This window comes from Pseudomonas sp. PNPG3 (genome assembly GCF_023093815.1).
Lineage (GTDB): Bacteria > Pseudomonadota > Gammaproteobacteria > Pseudomonadales > Pseudomonadaceae > Aquipseudomonas > Aquipseudomonas asiatica.
In genome coordinates this window covers 25930-39083 of sequence record NZ_JALLKV010000056.1, presented here as the reverse complement: position 1 = coordinate 39083, position 13154 = coordinate 25930, and the positions used below count along the sequence as shown (strand labels likewise).

Genomic DNA, 13154 nt, shown 5'->3' with positions numbered 1-13154 from the left:
TGGAAACGATCACTTGCGGCTCATGGATTGGCCAGCTCGGCAAGGCGCTGGCTCCTCGTGAGCTCGAAGCAATGCTGTGGGTGGCCCAAGGCCTCACCACCAAAGAAATCGCACGCGAGATGGCGGTCAGCCCGGGCACCGTGGCCAACCGCATTGAGGCCGCGCTGTTCAAGCTGGAAGCAGGCCGCCGCATCGAGGCGGTCACCAAGGCCATGCGCCAACAGATCATCAGTCCACTCTGCATCGCCCTAGCTGCCCTCATCGCCATGCACGCGGCGATCAACGACAGCGACCCGATGCGCCGCGACCGCCGTGCTCCTGAACGCCGCACAGCCCAAGTTCGAATCGTTCGCAAGGCCGAGGCCTTCGAGCTCCACGCCTGACCCACCGAGGACCAACTCATGCAAACAGCCGTGCATAAAGCTTTCGAGGACAAGCGAATGGTGCTCGCTGCCTTGCTTGAGCGCAGCCAGGAAGCGCGCAACGAAGCCTTCGCCCGAATCGCCCAGGGAACGCCTCGCTATCAAGCGCGTGGCAAGGGAGGCATGTGGGATGTGGTCGAAATCTCCACCGGCGCAGTCCAGGGCTTCGCTTTCAGCTACCGGACCGCGCTTCGATTCGTGGACGCAATGGAAGCCGGGGCAGCGAGCAAGCCAGGGGCGACGCAATGAGCAAGCGCAAGCCCCACAACATGCGGGCACGCCTGGAGCGGACCTGCCGCGCCCTGGTCTCGGCCAACCACGCCGCCGTCGTGAACATCGATCCCAGCGGCCAGCAGGTGCTGATCAACTGGAAGAATCTCAAGCAGATTCGCGTGCGCCAGGTCGTCGACGCCGTCTGCGACATCCCGCACCGGTGGACCATCTACCTGAGCGTCTTATGCCGCGACCACTTCGGGGCCCGATACCACAAGTCGATCGAGGTCGCGCCGCAGGGCAACTACCGGGCCGAACACCTGACCGACGTGATCGAGGCTACCTACACCGACCTACGGGCCACGGCCAACCCTAATCACTTAGTGGCGGCTGGCTGGATCGCCATCCCCACCGACACAACGCTCGACGAGGCAGAGGCCGCAAAGATCTTTGCCGCTGTCGGCGCCTGGAATCAGCAGAAAGCAGCATGAAACGCATCACCGCGCGTGTCCGGCATGGCCGGCGCCAGCAGTACATCAATCTGCCGCCCAGCGGCCTCGTCCACATGGAGTCTCTGCAATGCCAAAACCCACAGACACCACCGAGTTCTTGCAGGAGCTCAACGGTGGCGCCTTCGCCAGCCAGATTGGCCACGCCCTGTCCGAGGTAGCCGCAGGCGTTGTTGATTTCGGCAAAACCGGAAAGCTAACCATCACCCTGGACTTCAGCCAGATCGGCGAATCCAGTCAGGTGAAGATCAAGCACAAGCTCGACTACAAGGTGCCGACCAAGCGCGGTACCCGCAGCGAAAACACCAGCCTGGACACGCCGATGCACGTCGGCTCGGGCGGCAAGCTTTCTCTCTTCCCTGAGAAACACGACCAGCTCTTCACCCGTGAAGAAGCACCTGTACACCCACGCTCGTAACTCACAGCACCTACAAGGAAAAGCGCATGTCCCTCAGCAAAGAAGCTCTCGAACTGATTCAAGAAAATGCGGTAGCTGCAGCTGGCATCCAACTGCCGGCCCTCGGCAAAGTTGCCGTTGTTCCACAGAACTTCAACGTAGTTGATCTGGAACGCTACCAGGCCGGCCGTAACCGCTTCCGTGGCACCTACTCCACCCATTCTCTGGCCGACTACAGCGCCTACGTCGTCGAGCGCGCCGTGCCTGCCGCCCGCGGCTTCATCGACCAGGACAGCATGAGCTGCATCGTGCTGTTCAATATCGGTACTGCTGAGATGCCGGGCCACGCTGATGACCGCGCGGTACTGCGCCTCAAGGCTTCGGCTGCGTTCGCCGCCGTTCAGGCGGTGTGCGGCCAGAGCCTGGTGCAGAAAGCCATGAGCGACTGGATTGAAGACTGGAACCAGCACTTGTCGGCCACCGATGAGAATGGCCAGACCATGACCATCGCCAAAGCGATCGCTGCGGTTCGCACCATCACGGTGAAGGCCTCGTCGGAGAGCGATCACGCCGTCGGTGAAACCCGCGCCAGCCGCAGCACCATGGACCAGATCGAAGCCAGCAGCAAAGAAACCCTGCCTGCCTGGCTGGACTTCAAGGTCATTCCGTTCGAGGGCTTGGCCGAGCAAGTGATTCGCCTACGTGTGTCCGTCATCACCGGCGGCGCGCAACCGGTGTTGAAACTGCGCTGGATCGGCGAAGAAGCCCAGCGCGAAGCAATCGCCCAGGAATTCAAAGCTGTTCTAGACGATAAGGTCGGTACCGCCGCGAGGCTGTCTCTGGGTACATTCGACGCGAAGTAATCATTTGAATCCGCGACCCCGGGGTATGTGCTTGGGGTCGCGGTGAGTGGCTATACGACTGTTACTTGTTTTCGATCAGCTTGTGAGCAAGCTCAACACTTGCTTGGTGGGCCTCTTCCTTGGTCTTCCAGCAATTGTCGTCGTCTTTTCGAACGGGCAGGCCATCGACATGAACCTCAGTCATATACCCATTCGGGTACTTGAAGAACCTGATAGTGAATGCGACCCCGTTGTGTGAGTCTCTCGACGAAGACTCAATATTCCCAATTTCTCCGAGCATTCCTTCTCCCTCGTTCATCCGGCCCCGCGCCGGCACCACCTGATAACCCATATCAAGCCAAATTGCCACCATGCCGCATCCGGCCACGGAGGGCGGCGCATGCATGGAGAAAGCCATGAGCTACTTCTACAAGACCGAATCGCCGAAAGTCCTGGCCGCCGTGTGCGCCTGGGCCGAGAAGAAAGCGGCCTGGGACGTTCAGCGCAAGAAGCTGGGCGAGGCCTTTGGTGCCGACGCCTCGCCGATGTACAGCGGCTCCCGCAACTACGTCGGCGGCATCAAGCTCAGCGCCAGCCGCGACCTGGACGTGCACTGGTGCCGCCCTGATGAATATGGCTACCGCTCGCTGCGCCGCGCGGCCAAGCATGCCAAGGGCACGGACAAAGAGGTACGTGCGGCCGAGAAGGCTGAACATCAGCGCCTAGAAGAACTCTGGAAAGCACATTGCCCGGACGCTATCGACCGGGACGAAATGTGGGAAGCCATCGGCGTCGAGCGCGGCGGTATCTGGCTCAGTGGCGGGGTGTGCTTCAGCTATGGCGATACCGTGTACCTGAACCTGGGCAGCAAGGCTGCTGACGGTGATGTCGAAGGCCTGGTCGAGATCGTCAGCAGCGAGTACGAGGCCGCTCGCCAGCGCGTGCTCAACCAGCGCAAAGCGGCCTGATCAAGGAGTGATCCATGAGCAACTATAACTGCGACTACGTTCGCCGCCATTACGACGTGCCGGCCGAGATCGGGCGCCGCGTGATCGCCAACGGCGAACCGGGAGTCATCATGGCCGACCGCGGCCACTACATCGGCGTCATCCTCGACAGCGACCCGAAGAAGCGCATCCGCAACTACCACCCCACTTGGGAAATGCAGTACGGCGAGATGGCCGAAAAGCTGCCGCTGAAGCGCTACCAGGTTCTGGTCGCGGGCTGGGACTGGTGGGACATCACCAATCGAACCATTGTCGATGTATTCGCCAGCACCCCGTCGCAGGCCAAGTACAAGGCATATGAACGCTGCGAGTACCACGACATCGAGTGCATGTTCGGCTTCAGGGTTCGCCGAGCCTGAACCTCCGGCACAATCCGCCACCGCAGTTTAAATTTTATCAGCACCGGCATACCGCTGTTACTCGCTCAAGATTTTTTGCTGATAAATTCTACACGGCTAAGTTGACCAATCTCCCGCCAAACCGGTCTATAATTAAGATGATCCATCTGACACCACGCAAAAAAATCTGATTCTTCCAAAGTCTCTCTCACCCAACAATGGTCAGGCGAGAATGTTGAAAACAGAAACAATACAGTCAACACTTCGCTCGACAAGTTAGAAGACAAGGTTACATATGCAAACTCCTTTGCCCCCTCCGAAACTTCGGAATTATGGATAAAGCTGATTATGTTGCTTACGGAGTGTATGTAAGTATCAAAAACAAACGCACATTCACTACGCCAATCATCGAAACGCTCAATCCACTGCGCACCACCTGCCCCCTCAACATCCCAGTCATCCAAATAAATGTAGATTGACCGAAGAAATGCCATTTCGCCAACCAGCCTCTTATCTGACGATAAAGTGATAGTTGGAATTTGCGACAGATTCAATGATAGCAATTGGAAAAAATTATTATCAAACTGCTGACGAGCATTATGCTTGTTCTGCCTCTTAAGAGCACGAGCTGAAGCCTTCAACTCCTTAGTCGATTTAGATAATTCTTTACTCTGAAGCACGATTGTATGAAGCAGAGCCAGTAGACCAATTATCGAAAACAACGGATTAAGAATACCGCCCAAAAAGTCCCCAAACTGACCCCAGGACTCCTGAGCATCAGAAGGCGAAATACCAAACTGTACAACAAATGACAACAACAGCATTACCGCTATTAAAACAGCAGTTGTCATTGCCGCAATTAACCACTGGGGCAACTCCCGGAACTTTTTCACACTGGACATCCTTGCAAATTTCAAAAACCGCCTATGTAACACAATGACGACAGCAATCGACTACTCGCCGCCTCAGCGGATCAAGTACCGAGACGCCGCAATCGCTGACGAGAGCTAGCCCATTGTTGGGCCTGAAGGGCGCTTTTGAAGAGATAACTCCAACCTTTCAGCCAAAGCGATTGCCGAGGGGAGGTCTGCAAAAGCTATGTTCGAAGCTTCCGGGCCGTTCACGTAAAAACTGACTTCGCAATACGTTCCTTCAGCGTTCTGCTCCTCCCAAGCGTGAACTGAGTATTCGCCCGCATTTCCGTAGTGCTTCCCCCAACGCCCCATTGCAGTTACCTCAATTACTTAGTGATAAATGAGGTCACTTTCTACCCTAGAACCCACCAGCACGCCACCTCGGCGAGGACCGCCTATGTCAGCGTTTCAGAAAAAGAACCCCCTCGACTTCAAAACCCAGTACGGCCTCGGCTTCGACCCTCAGGACGATGAGATCGTGGTCGACTTCTTCTGCGGTGGCGGCGGTGCCGGTACCGGGCTGGAGATGGGCCTGGGTCGACCAGTGACGGTGGCCAAGAACCACAGTCCCGCAGCTATCAGCATGCACACCGCCAATCACCCAGCGGCGCGCCACTTCACCACCGACGTGTTCGAAGGAGACCCTGACGAGGAATGCCAGGGCCGCGCCGTGGGCTGGTTCCACATGAGCCCCGACTGCACGCATCACAGCCAGGCCGCCGGCGGCCAGCCGCGCAAGCGCGAGATCCGCAACCTGTCGTGGATCGGCTTGAAGTGGGCCGGCAAGAAAAAGCCTCGGGTCATCAGCCTGGAGAATGTGAAGCAAATTTTGCAGTGGGGCCCACTCATCGCGAAGCGCGACAAGGCCACCGGCCGGGTGATGAAGCTGGACGGCACCGTGGCCGCCCCGGGCGAGCGCGTGCCGGTGCATCAGCAGTTTCTGGTACCGAACCCGAAGCGCCGCGGCATCACCTGGCGCCGGTTCGTGCAGTTGCTGGAATGTATGGGCTACCAAGTGGAATGGCAGATCATCAAGGCCTGCGACTTCGGTGCGCCCACCAGCCGGGAGCGCCTCTTCATGATTGCCCGGTGTGACGGCCAGCCCATCGTGTGGCCAGAGCCGACCCACGCCAAGAACCCCTCCAAGGGCCAGCTGAAGTGGCGCACTGCCGCGGACTGCATCGACTGGAGCGTGCCGAGCAAGAGCATTTTCGGCCGCAAGAAGGATCTGGCAGCCGCCACGCTGCGCCGGGTGGCCAAGGGCATGAAGAAGTTTGTGCTGGACAATCCGCAGCCCTTCATCGTGCCGATCGCGAACTGGTCAGGCGAGCTAGCCCAGTCGGCAGATGAGCCGCTGCGCACCGTCACCTCATGGCCGCGTGGCGGATCCTTCGCCGTGGCAAGCCCAGTGGTTCTTCCAGCAACGCACCAGGGTGCCGACCGTGTGAACAACCCGCGTGATCCGCTGCCAACGGTTACTGCAGCCAATCGTGGTGAACTGATGATGGCCAGCCCCGTGATGATCGGGGCCGGTGGGCCTGTGTACGCCGGCAAGCCTGCGCCAGCTGATCAACCAATGGGCACGCTGATGACGCATAACCACCGCGCCCTGGTCACTGCATTCATCGAGCAGGCCAACGGCGGCTTCAACACCACCCCGGCCAAGGGTGCAGACGAGCCGCTGACCACGGTAACCAATACCGGCAGCCAGCAGCGCCTCGTAACAGCCAGTCTGGCCACGCTCCGCCGCAACTGCGTAGGGCGGGCTGTAGATGAGCCGGTGCCGACCATGACCGCCGGCGCCGAGCATCACGCCCTGGTCGAGTACAAGCTATCGCCAGAGCATGAGGAAGGCGCCCTGCGCGTCGCCGCGTTCCTGATCAGCTACTACGGCACCGAAAATACCAGCGCAGCAGACGCGCCAGCACCGACAGTCACCACCAAGGACCGCTTGGGCCTGGTCACCGTCTTCGTGAAGGGCACCCCGTACGTCATCGTCGACATCTGCCTACGCATGCTGCAGCCGCACGAGCTGTACCGCGCCCAAGGCTTTCCAGCCAGCTACATCATCGACAAGGGCGCCGACGGCAAGCCGTTCACCAAGACTGAGCAGGTGCACATGTGCGGCAACAGCGTAAGCCCGCCGCCGATGGCTGCACTTGCTCGCTCAAACGATCCTTGGAAAGTCAAAGCTTCGGAAGCTGCTGCCGCCTGACTCTACGGCGCTGGTCGCCAGCGCCGCCCCGACGAAAGAGACGACACGCAGCTAAAGGTGAAGCTGGACAATCAAAGCGCGGGCTGCGCCCGTATAGCCTCAGTTTCTTCTACGCACGATGCTATATGGCCGAGCACCAATGAAGATATTGGTCTGGAGATTGTAAAGTCGAAGTGTAATCCGAACCGTACCGCTCGAATTGGGTCGCGAAGTTCCAGCAAGGCAGCTTCAAGTTTTTGACTCACCTCACAGACTGCACTTACGAAGACTGGACTAGGCAAGGTCAAAAGGTCGATTTTGCTCAATGTCTGCACTAGCGCCGAAAAGTTCTCTCTGACCATCACGACATTCACCGGATCATTTTGGCTAGTCAAAGAATTAACTACAGAGTCAACGTGCCTCAATATTCCGACTACGCCGGAGCACCTGGCCATTTCGATCCGCCGCGCTTCAATTGCTGACCTTCTACCTTGGGCGCCAGCTATAGACCATGCGGCCCATATAGATACGATTGCACCGATAGCCTGAACCCAGCTTGCGACTTGACCACTGTCGAGCTTGTAAATCCTCGCCAACAACAGTCCGGCATAAAGGAATGCAAGGACTAACACCACATTCTGAACTGAGAGCCATGGCTTAAACAGGCTCTTTCCATAGTCGTTCAACATATCCCCTCCCATTTTTTGCCGCGAATGATACGCGTCGAGGTATCCCCATGCCCACAGAAAAACGATCCAGCACCATCGAACAGCATGACCATATCGAAGGCATCCTCGGAATGGTCAGCGTGCCGTGCGAACTGCTTGAGCGTCTCGACCTCGGCAAGAACACGGCAACAGCACTGGCCGCGCTTCCTGAATTGCGCGCCGTCCTATGCCAGCCAGCCCCGCAGCCCCACCCCGAGCCAATAGCCTGGATGGTTGATACTGCCTTCTGGTGGACCAAAGAAGAGGCAGAGAGGGATGCGGCTGCGACTGGGCTACCGGTGGTGCCGGTCGGGCCGCTGACCAGTAGCGCCGAGATCGAGCAGCTGCGCGAGGTCATCAAACACTCTGACGCGCAGATCATGCGACAGAGCATGCGCATATCGAATCAGCGCGCCCAGCTGGCCGAGCGGGATGCACTTGCGCAAGCAGTAAAGGAAGCTGGCCAAATTGCACATCTCTACAACAGCGGAGATGGTTTGTTGATGTGGATTGTTGGCCATGCTCAGCGCCTATCCGCCAGCGCAGAGCCGATCGACGGATGCGACCACAGCTATTCCAACAAGGCAGGCTGCCCTGAGTGCGGCGAGGCGTTTGCAGGCGCAAACCTCGACCCGAAGTTGATCGGCATCGCGCACACGCCACCGGCTGAGTACGACGAACCCTGAAAGGAGTACATCCGTACTCTTCTGCTGTAACCCCTCTCCCCTCTATTCACTGCCGCGATATGGCGGCCAAGGACGAAGTCATGCCTGAAGAAAGCCAATTGCACCCAGACGTGGCGCGCATCTACGACATTTTCGGCCTGCATCACTCGCATCCGATCAGCGTTCTTGAGGTCAACGTCAGGAACACAAAGCACTTCTCCGACCTTCTTCAGGCAGTGGAGAGTGAGTTCCTGATGGTGCCTGGCACCCCTTCGGACGAGCCCGAAGATGAAGGCTTCCCGGTTGATGATGAATGCCTGGTCAACCGGTGGGGATCAACCCAAGAAGAGTACATCGAGCAGTTCCGGGCAGCGCTCGAGCACCTGAACGGGAAGAGTCGCACCATCACCCTCTCCGGCTGTGAGTTCACAGAAGACGATCTGCTCCGCACTGCGGTGCGCATGGTGCGGGGCACCACCAGAATGAAGCAGCCACGCTGGGTGCTCATGAAGGACGCATTCTGCTGCGGATCAGGCGTTGCGCACGCGCTGTGCCGCCGTTTCGGCTTTGATCCGGACGAGGACCTGCGCAAATGACCATGCGCCTGAAGAAAGCCGAGCGCGAGCAGGTCCGCCAGAAGTACGGCGGCCGCTGCGCCTACTGCGGCAACGACTTGGGCGATCGCTGGCACGCCGACCACCTCTCCCCTGTGATTCGATTGCCTGATGACCGGGTGGCGGAGCAGATGCAGAACCACAACCTGGCCAACATGATGCCGGCTTGCGTGCCATGCAACCTGAGCAAGTCACGCATGCAGCTGGAGGACTGGCGCCGCTGGCTGGCCGGCCATGTCAATAGCCTAAACCAGTACCACCCCATCTACCGCCTGGCCAAGGCCTACGGCTTGATCGCCGAGACCGGGGTTGAGGTCGTCTTCCACTTTGAAAAGGCGCAGCACGATGGCATCCAAAACCTATCCGCTTGATGTACGTAGCGTCGGCGAAGACACCTACATCTGCATGAGCAAGGGTCACCACAATCTGGAAGAGTTCATGAAGGCTGCCGTTGCGGATCACCCTGGCTGGTTCCTGGGTGGTCCTGAGCATGTCTGGATCAAGACAACCCCTGGCCACGGCACCTACGACTGCATGTACAACATCGTGCCGCAGGGTACCCGCGGTGCATGGCCGGCGACCTACTGCTGGGAGTTCGGCGAGGACTACAAGCGCTACAACGCCGAGGTGCAACCATGACCCGCCTCGCCCTCTGCCTCCTGCTGCTGGCCGCCCTGGCCGGCTGCATCGAGCAACCAGGTCACCTGGAAGTTAAGGAAGACACAACCCGTGCCGTCACCTGCTGGCAGTCGGATAGCGGTATGGCCTGCCTGCCCAACTGGATGTTGGCGCCCCCTGAGCCGGAGAAATGCTTGATCAAGAACCTCAAGTCCGATGCCTGCCGCAAGCTCTTTAGGGAGAACGCCGGCAACCAGCGCCAGCTCTCCCCGCACGAAACCCAACCCGAACCTACACCCGCTCTGGCGCCTGGGCGCTGGATTGATGAGAGGTATCAGCTGTGAGCGAATTCACGGATACGCAGCGCCTTGACTTCATGCTGAAGAACTTCCGCAAGGTGATTGTTGAAGTACTGCCGTTCGGCGGCAGGGACATCTATGTCGAAGAAGGCTTCATGGGCGACAAGACGTATGGAGCGGTCAGGCTGACCAACCCGAGCGCTCAAGAGGAAGAACAAGCAAAAAGGACGGCGATCGATATCGCGCTGCTGGTGCAGCAATGACCGACCTGATCGAAGTGAGGGTATCCAACCTGGCCGGTGCGGCGCTTGACTGGGCGGTGGCCATGGCCACTGAAGCTGCAGAACTCAAGATCGGAGAGCAGGGTATCGTTTGCATATACGAGACCCCGGAAGGAGGGTGCTGGACGAATCTCTACCAGCCCTCCTCCGATTGGAGCCAGGGCGGCTTGCTAATCGACACCTATCACGGCGGCCTGCACTACGAGGCTCACTTGACCGACGCGAACTTCCGCTACAGCTCTGGGCCAGGCAGGACCGGTTTCTGGTGCTACGGCCCAACTGCGCTAATTGCCTTCTGCAGAGGCCTTGTCAAAGCCAAGCTCGGCGATACCGTCCAAGTGCCCAAGGAGCTGATGCCATGAGCAACTATCAATTTTGCCTGATCCTGTCGTTGCTGTTCTTTATCACGGCCAATGGTGTCGGCACGAATGGCCCGGCGGCTCTTGGCTACCTACTGGGTATTGCCTGCGCCTTTGCCGCGCTCGTCTGGTGCTTCCTGGAGCGAAAATCATGATCCTGCCCCTGATGTACATGGCCTACCTGATCTACAAAGGACCGCGACCATGAAAGCGCGCATGACCTACTGGAACGGCTCCTGGTGGTGCCGGCGAATGGGGTGCACCGGCCAGGGCTCGACGATGAAAGAGGCCTGGGACGACATGTGGAAGCTGTACTTCGAAGCCGTCCGTCCTGCTCGCCCGCAAACCTTCCATTCGCCGCGCGTCCGCTGCGGCTGAATAAAACTCACCCCTCCCCCCTACTACTCAAGCCCGCCGACATGCGCGGGCGAGGATTCCCTATGTCCGCAACCAACCGATTCCACCAGGTCGCCAACGACGCGCTGGTGATGATCAGCGAAAACCTTAATCCGGGCGCCAAGCTGGCCTTGGTGATCTACACGCCCGGCGAGCCGGAACTGGATATCGTCCTGAAAGACAGTGGCCTGAACGTCGACGAGGTCGTTAATACCCTGCGACGCCACGGTGGGCTGAGCCTGGACGGCGAAAACACCTACAAGCGCTCGGTCTGTGAGGTCATCATCGGCGCACTTGCCACAGGCAAGCAGAACAACAACCCACCGCCTGCCGATCACTGGGGCCTGGAGTTCTGGGATATCGGTCGCGCCGAGGGTGCGCTGCAGGAAGAACTGGTGCGCGCGCTGCGACTGGTGCGCAAAGAGCTGGATGCCTGCCAGCGAGTGATCCACTACGCCGGCGGCTTTGACCCCGCCTACGTCAACGACGCCCAGGCCGCTATCAAGGTTGCTGATGGGGTACTTGAAAAGATTCCCGCTTGACCCTCACCCTACCACTATTCAAATGCCCGCCGGCTGTAGTGCGGGCGAGGAACCTCTATGTCTGAACGCAAAATGATGTGCATCTACCACGGCAACTGTGCCGACGGCTTCGGTGCCGCCTGGGTTGTCCGCAAGGCCCTAGGTGACCAGGTCGAGTTCGTCGCCGGAGTGTACGGTCAGGTACCGCCTGACGTTGAAGGCAAGGACGTCATCATCGTGGACTTCAGCTACAAGTACGACGTGCTGGCCAAGATGAGCTGGCAGGCGCACAGCATCATCATCCTGGACCACCACAAGTCTGCAGCTGAGGAGCTTAAGCAGTTTCCGCCTTTCCATGCTGGAGTTAGGGTAGATGGCCGCTATGCCGACAACTCGGTATCGCTGGGCTGGGAAAGCGCCCACGAACTGATGCTCTCCCAGGGTGCCCCAGCAATCGCCTGTTGTTTCGACATGAACCGGAGCGGCGCCATGCTCGCTTGGGACCACTTTTTCCCCGGGCAAGAGCCGCCAATGCTGCTGCGCCACATCGAGGACCGCGACCTCTGGCTATTCCAGCTGGATGGCACTCGCGAGATCCAGGCCAACCTGTTCAGCTACCCCTACGACTTCGAAGTCTGGGACAAGCTCATGGCCGCAGACGTGGAAACCCTCCGCTCGGACGGCGCCGCGATCGAGCGCAAGCACCACAAGGACATTGCCGAACTGGTCGCCGTGATGAAGCGCCGCCTGGTCATTGGTGGCCACGATGTGCCGGCGGCCAGTCTCCCCTACACGCTCACCAGCGACGCGGGTCACCTCATGGCCCAGGGCGAGCCCTTCGCCGCCTGCTACTGGGATACCCCGGAAGGCCGCGTCTTCAGCCTGCGCAGCACCGACGAGGGCATGGATGTGTCGGAGATCGCCAAGCAGTACGGCGGCGGTGGTCACCGCAATGCCTCCGGCTTCCGCGTGCCGTTCGGTCACGACCTGACCAAGTAACCCGCCCCCCCAAGTTCAGCCCGCCAGCGCACGCTCGCGGGCATGGAGGCCCTATGCCCGAAAACACCGACTACAGCATGTCGCCAGACGACGCACTGATCATCGCCGACATCAGCCAGCATGGACTGGATACACGCCGAACCATGGTGGAGGCCCTGTGGAGACAGCACGGCGCTGCAAAGCTAGCCGAGATGTTCGCTCAATTCATTGGGATGGCGAACTCCGTCGCAGCCAACTGCGCAGAGATGAGCGACATGGTCCTCATCCATGAATGCGGGGTTCACCCCGACAAGTTCGACAGCGTGAACCTGCCGACCATCTTCGGCGCCTGCCAAGGCGTGCAGATCGCCAATAAGTGCGACCCCGCCGGCGCATGCCATGGCTGCGCCTACCGCCTGGGCTCCATCGCCAATCAGTCACCCATAACCACCAGCGACGCCGAATTCATGGCGCATGACCGCAAAGGCTTCATGTGTCATGCCGACCTCGACGAGCGCGGTGAACCACTTCGAGTTTGCGTGGGCCACGCCAAAGCAGCCCGAGCCTCTACCTGACCACCAACCTGCCGCCACCGGCGGCGTGGAGACAATCTATGAAAGCTGCTCTACCAAACCCCGTATTGGCCGGCGCATCCCTCAGCGCCACCGTCAGCACCGGCTTCACAGCCAAAACGGAAGCAGGCGGCAACGCCCGCCTCGCCATCATCGACGAGAACGGCAATGTCATCGCCCAGGGTCAGGATGTGGCCTGGGCGGCCTGGAGAGTCTGCGTCGAAGTCCAGGAGAACTTTTGGGAGGGCCAGGGGCACCTGGTGGTTCATACTCAACCTCCAGGGTCTATCGGCAAACAGCCTGACTGA

The 13154-nt window shown here is 59.4% G+C and carries 24 protein-coding genes; 21 read left to right on the top strand and 3 right to left on the bottom strand.

Annotated features, from left to right (window positions below; translation table 11 throughout):
* From MJ643_RS25515 to MJ643_RS25495, 5 genes are all read left to right on the top strand, one after another.
* Positions 1-383: helix-turn-helix transcriptional regulator (locus MJ643_RS25515; protein WP_247727092.1), on the top strand; the 383-nt coding region annotated here is incomplete at its 5' end.
* Positions 384-401: 18 nt separating this feature from the next.
* Complete coding sequence (locus MJ643_RS25510) at positions 402-671, top strand: hypothetical protein (protein WP_247727091.1); 270 nt, start codon at positions 402-404, stop codon at positions 669-671.
* Positions 668-1126 (top strand): hypothetical protein, encoded by a 459-nt coding sequence (locus tag MJ643_RS25505; protein ID WP_247727090.1) that lies wholly within the window; start codon positions 668-670, stop codon positions 1124-1126. The genes MJ643_RS25510 and MJ643_RS25505 overlap by 4 nt, the downstream gene beginning before the upstream one ends.
* A gap of 88 nt (positions 1127-1214) precedes the next feature.
* On the top strand, positions 1215-1562 hold the full coding sequence (locus tag MJ643_RS25500) for a hypothetical protein (protein WP_247727089.1): 348 nt from the start codon (positions 1215-1217) through the stop codon (positions 1560-1562).
* A 26-nt stretch (positions 1563-1588) separates the two neighbouring features.
* Complete coding sequence (locus MJ643_RS25495; protein WP_247727088.1) at positions 1589-2404, top strand: DUF2303 family protein; 816 nt, start codon at positions 1589-1591, stop codon at positions 2402-2404.
* A gap of 61 nt (positions 2405-2465) precedes the next feature.
* Here MJ643_RS25495 and MJ643_RS25490 read toward each other — a convergent pair whose 3' ends face one another.
* Positions 2466-2801 carry a hypothetical protein gene (locus MJ643_RS25490; protein ID WP_247727087.1) on the bottom strand — a complete coding sequence of 112 codons (336 nt, stop codon included), beginning with the start codon at positions 2799-2801 and terminating at the stop codon, positions 2466-2468.
* Between MJ643_RS25490 and MJ643_RS25485 the strand changes: the two genes are divergently transcribed.
* Together MJ643_RS25485 and MJ643_RS25480 are read left to right on the top strand one after the other, a co-directional pair.
* Positions 2800-3351: a hypothetical protein gene (locus MJ643_RS25485; RefSeq protein WP_247727086.1), complete on the top strand. Its 552-nt coding sequence runs from the start codon at positions 2800-2802 to the stop codon at positions 3349-3351. The two genes, MJ643_RS25490 and MJ643_RS25485, sit on opposite strands and share 2 nt — an antisense overlap.
* Positions 3352-3365: 14 nt before the next feature.
* Positions 3366-3749, top strand: a complete 384-nt coding sequence (locus tag MJ643_RS25480; protein ID WP_247727085.1) for a hypothetical protein — start codon at positions 3366-3368, stop codon at positions 3747-3749.
* A gap of 65 nt (positions 3750-3814) precedes the next feature.
* Here MJ643_RS25480 and MJ643_RS25475 read toward each other — a convergent pair whose 3' ends face one another.
* Positions 3815-4621, bottom strand: a complete 807-nt coding sequence (locus MJ643_RS25475; protein ID WP_247727084.1) for a hypothetical protein — start codon at positions 4619-4621, stop codon at positions 3815-3817.
* Between the two features lie 418 nt (positions 4622-5039).
* Here MJ643_RS25475 and MJ643_RS25470 point away from each other — a divergent pair, with 418 nt between their 5' ends.
* Positions 5040-6857 (top strand): DNA cytosine methyltransferase, encoded by a 1818-nt coding sequence (locus MJ643_RS25470; protein WP_247727083.1) that lies wholly within the window; start codon positions 5040-5042, stop codon positions 6855-6857.
* Between the two features lie 71 nt (positions 6858-6928).
* Here MJ643_RS25470 and MJ643_RS25465 read toward each other — a convergent pair whose 3' ends face one another.
* Positions 6929-7525 (bottom strand): hypothetical protein, encoded by a 597-nt coding sequence (locus tag MJ643_RS25465; protein WP_247727082.1) that lies wholly within the window; start codon positions 7523-7525, stop codon positions 6929-6931.
* A 47-nt stretch (positions 7526-7572) separates the two neighbouring features.
* On the opposite strand from MJ643_RS25465, the gene MJ643_RS25460 reads away from it, so the two are divergent.
* The 13 genes from MJ643_RS25460 (at position 7573) to MJ643_RS25400 (ending at position 13154) form a co-directional block, all read left to right on the top strand.
* Complete coding sequence (locus MJ643_RS25460; RefSeq protein ID WP_247727081.1) at positions 7573-8229, top strand: hypothetical protein; 657 nt, start codon at positions 7573-7575, stop codon at positions 8227-8229.
* Between the two features lie 80 nt (positions 8230-8309).
* Positions 8310-8804, top strand: a complete 495-nt coding sequence (locus tag MJ643_RS25455) for a hypothetical protein (protein WP_247727080.1) — start codon at positions 8310-8312, stop codon at positions 8802-8804.
* Complete coding sequence (locus MJ643_RS25450; protein WP_247727079.1) at positions 8801-9193, top strand: HNH endonuclease; 393 nt, start codon at positions 8801-8803, stop codon at positions 9191-9193. Before MJ643_RS25455 ends, MJ643_RS25450 begins: the two co-directional genes overlap by 4 nt.
* On the top strand, positions 9168-9461 hold the full coding sequence (locus MJ643_RS25445) for a hypothetical protein (protein ID WP_247727078.1): 294 nt from the start codon (positions 9168-9170) through the stop codon (positions 9459-9461). The genes MJ643_RS25450 and MJ643_RS25445 overlap by 26 nt, the downstream gene beginning before the upstream one ends.
* Complete coding sequence (locus MJ643_RS25440; protein WP_247727077.1) at positions 9458-9784, top strand: hypothetical protein; 327 nt, start codon at positions 9458-9460, stop codon at positions 9782-9784. The genes MJ643_RS25445 and MJ643_RS25440 overlap by 4 nt, the downstream gene beginning before the upstream one ends.
* Positions 9781-10002, top strand: coding sequence for a hypothetical protein (locus tag MJ643_RS25435; RefSeq protein ID WP_247727076.1), 222 nt, complete (start codon positions 9781-9783; stop codon positions 10000-10002). Before MJ643_RS25440 ends, MJ643_RS25435 begins: the two co-directional genes overlap by 4 nt.
* On the top strand, positions 9999-10382 hold the full coding sequence (locus MJ643_RS25430; protein ID WP_247727075.1) for a phage protein NinX family protein: 384 nt from the start codon (positions 9999-10001) through the stop codon (positions 10380-10382). Before MJ643_RS25435 ends, MJ643_RS25430 begins: the two co-directional genes overlap by 4 nt.
* On the top strand, positions 10379-10534 hold the full coding sequence (locus tag MJ643_RS25425; protein WP_247727074.1) for a hypothetical protein: 156 nt from the start codon (positions 10379-10381) through the stop codon (positions 10532-10534). The genes MJ643_RS25430 and MJ643_RS25425 overlap by 4 nt, the downstream gene beginning before the upstream one ends.
* A gap of 49 nt (positions 10535-10583) precedes the next feature.
* Entirely contained in the window at positions 10584-10757 is a 174-nt protein-coding gene (locus tag MJ643_RS25420; RefSeq protein ID WP_023661633.1) for a hypothetical protein, read from the top strand.
* Positions 10758-10819: 62 nt separating this feature from the next.
* Positions 10820-11317: a hypothetical protein gene (locus tag MJ643_RS25415; protein ID WP_023661634.1), complete on the top strand. Its 498-nt coding sequence runs from the start codon at positions 10820-10822 to the stop codon at positions 11315-11317.
* 57 nt (positions 11318-11374) lie between these two features.
* Complete coding sequence (locus tag MJ643_RS25410; RefSeq protein ID WP_247727073.1) at positions 11375-12295, top strand: phosphohydrolase; 921 nt, start codon at positions 11375-11377, stop codon at positions 12293-12295.
* A gap of 53 nt (positions 12296-12348) precedes the next feature.
* A complete protein-coding gene (locus tag MJ643_RS25405) occupies positions 12349-12849 on the top strand; it encodes a hypothetical protein (RefSeq protein WP_247727072.1) in 501 nt (166 codons plus the stop codon).
* A 38-nt stretch (positions 12850-12887) separates the two neighbouring features.
* The gene (locus MJ643_RS25400; protein WP_247727071.1) at positions 12888-13154 is read left to right on the top strand and encodes a hypothetical protein; all 267 of its coding nucleotides are present in this window, start codon (positions 12888-12890) and stop codon (positions 13152-13154) included.

Coding starts and splice junctions, on each gene's coding strand:
- MJ643_RS25420 (WP_023661633.1), top strand. CDS start 10,584: ATGAAAGCGCGCATGACCTACTGGAACGGCTCCTGGTGGTGCCGGCGA.
- MJ643_RS25465 (WP_247727082.1), bottom strand. CDS start 7,525: ATGTTGAACGACTATGGAAAGAGCCTGTTTAAGCCATGGCTCTCAGTT.
- MJ643_RS25510 (WP_247727091.1), top strand. CDS start 402: ATGCAAACAGCCGTGCATAAAGCTTTCGAGGACAAGCGAATGGTGCTC.
- MJ643_RS25440 (WP_247727077.1), top strand. CDS start 9,458: ATGACCCGCCTCGCCCTCTGCCTCCTGCTGCTGGCCGCCCTGGCCGGC.
- MJ643_RS25445 (WP_247727078.1), top strand. CDS start 9,168: ATGGCATCCAAAACCTATCCGCTTGATGTACGTAGCGTCGGCGAAGAC.
- MJ643_RS25485 (WP_247727086.1), top strand. CDS start 2,800: ATGAGCTACTTCTACAAGACCGAATCGCCGAAAGTCCTGGCCGCCGTG.
- MJ643_RS25480 (WP_247727085.1), top strand. CDS start 3,366: ATGAGCAACTATAACTGCGACTACGTTCGCCGCCATTACGACGTGCCG.
- MJ643_RS25500 (WP_247727089.1), top strand. CDS start 1,215: ATGCCAAAACCCACAGACACCACCGAGTTCTTGCAGGAGCTCAACGGT.
- MJ643_RS25470 (WP_247727083.1), top strand. CDS start 5,040: ATGTCAGCGTTTCAGAAAAAGAACCCCCTCGACTTCAAAACCCAGTAC.
- MJ643_RS25410 (WP_247727073.1), top strand. CDS start 11,375: ATGTCTGAACGCAAAATGATGTGCATCTACCACGGCAACTGTGCCGAC.
- MJ643_RS25400 (WP_247727071.1), top strand. CDS start 12,888: ATGAAAGCTGCTCTACCAAACCCCGTATTGGCCGGCGCATCCCTCAGC.
- MJ643_RS25455 (WP_247727080.1), top strand. CDS start 8,310: ATGCCTGAAGAAAGCCAATTGCACCCAGACGTGGCGCGCATCTACGAC.
- MJ643_RS25460 (WP_247727081.1), top strand. CDS start 7,573: ATGCCCACAGAAAAACGATCCAGCACCATCGAACAGCATGACCATATC.
- MJ643_RS25495 (WP_247727088.1), top strand. CDS start 1,589: ATGTCCCTCAGCAAAGAAGCTCTCGAACTGATTCAAGAAAATGCGGTA.
- MJ643_RS25425 (WP_247727074.1), top strand. CDS start 10,379: ATGAGCAACTATCAATTTTGCCTGATCCTGTCGTTGCTGTTCTTTATC.
- MJ643_RS25505 (WP_247727090.1), top strand. CDS start 668: ATGAGCAAGCGCAAGCCCCACAACATGCGGGCACGCCTGGAGCGGACC.
- MJ643_RS25405 (WP_247727072.1), top strand. CDS start 12,349: ATGCCCGAAAACACCGACTACAGCATGTCGCCAGACGACGCACTGATC.
- MJ643_RS25430 (WP_247727075.1), top strand. CDS start 9,999: ATGACCGACCTGATCGAAGTGAGGGTATCCAACCTGGCCGGTGCGGCG.
- MJ643_RS25490 (WP_247727087.1), bottom strand. CDS start 2,801: ATGGCTTTCTCCATGCATGCGCCGCCCTCCGTGGCCGGATGCGGCATG.
- MJ643_RS25450 (WP_247727079.1), top strand. CDS start 8,801: ATGACCATGCGCCTGAAGAAAGCCGAGCGCGAGCAGGTCCGCCAGAAG.
- MJ643_RS25415 (WP_023661634.1), top strand. CDS start 10,820: ATGTCCGCAACCAACCGATTCCACCAGGTCGCCAACGACGCGCTGGTG.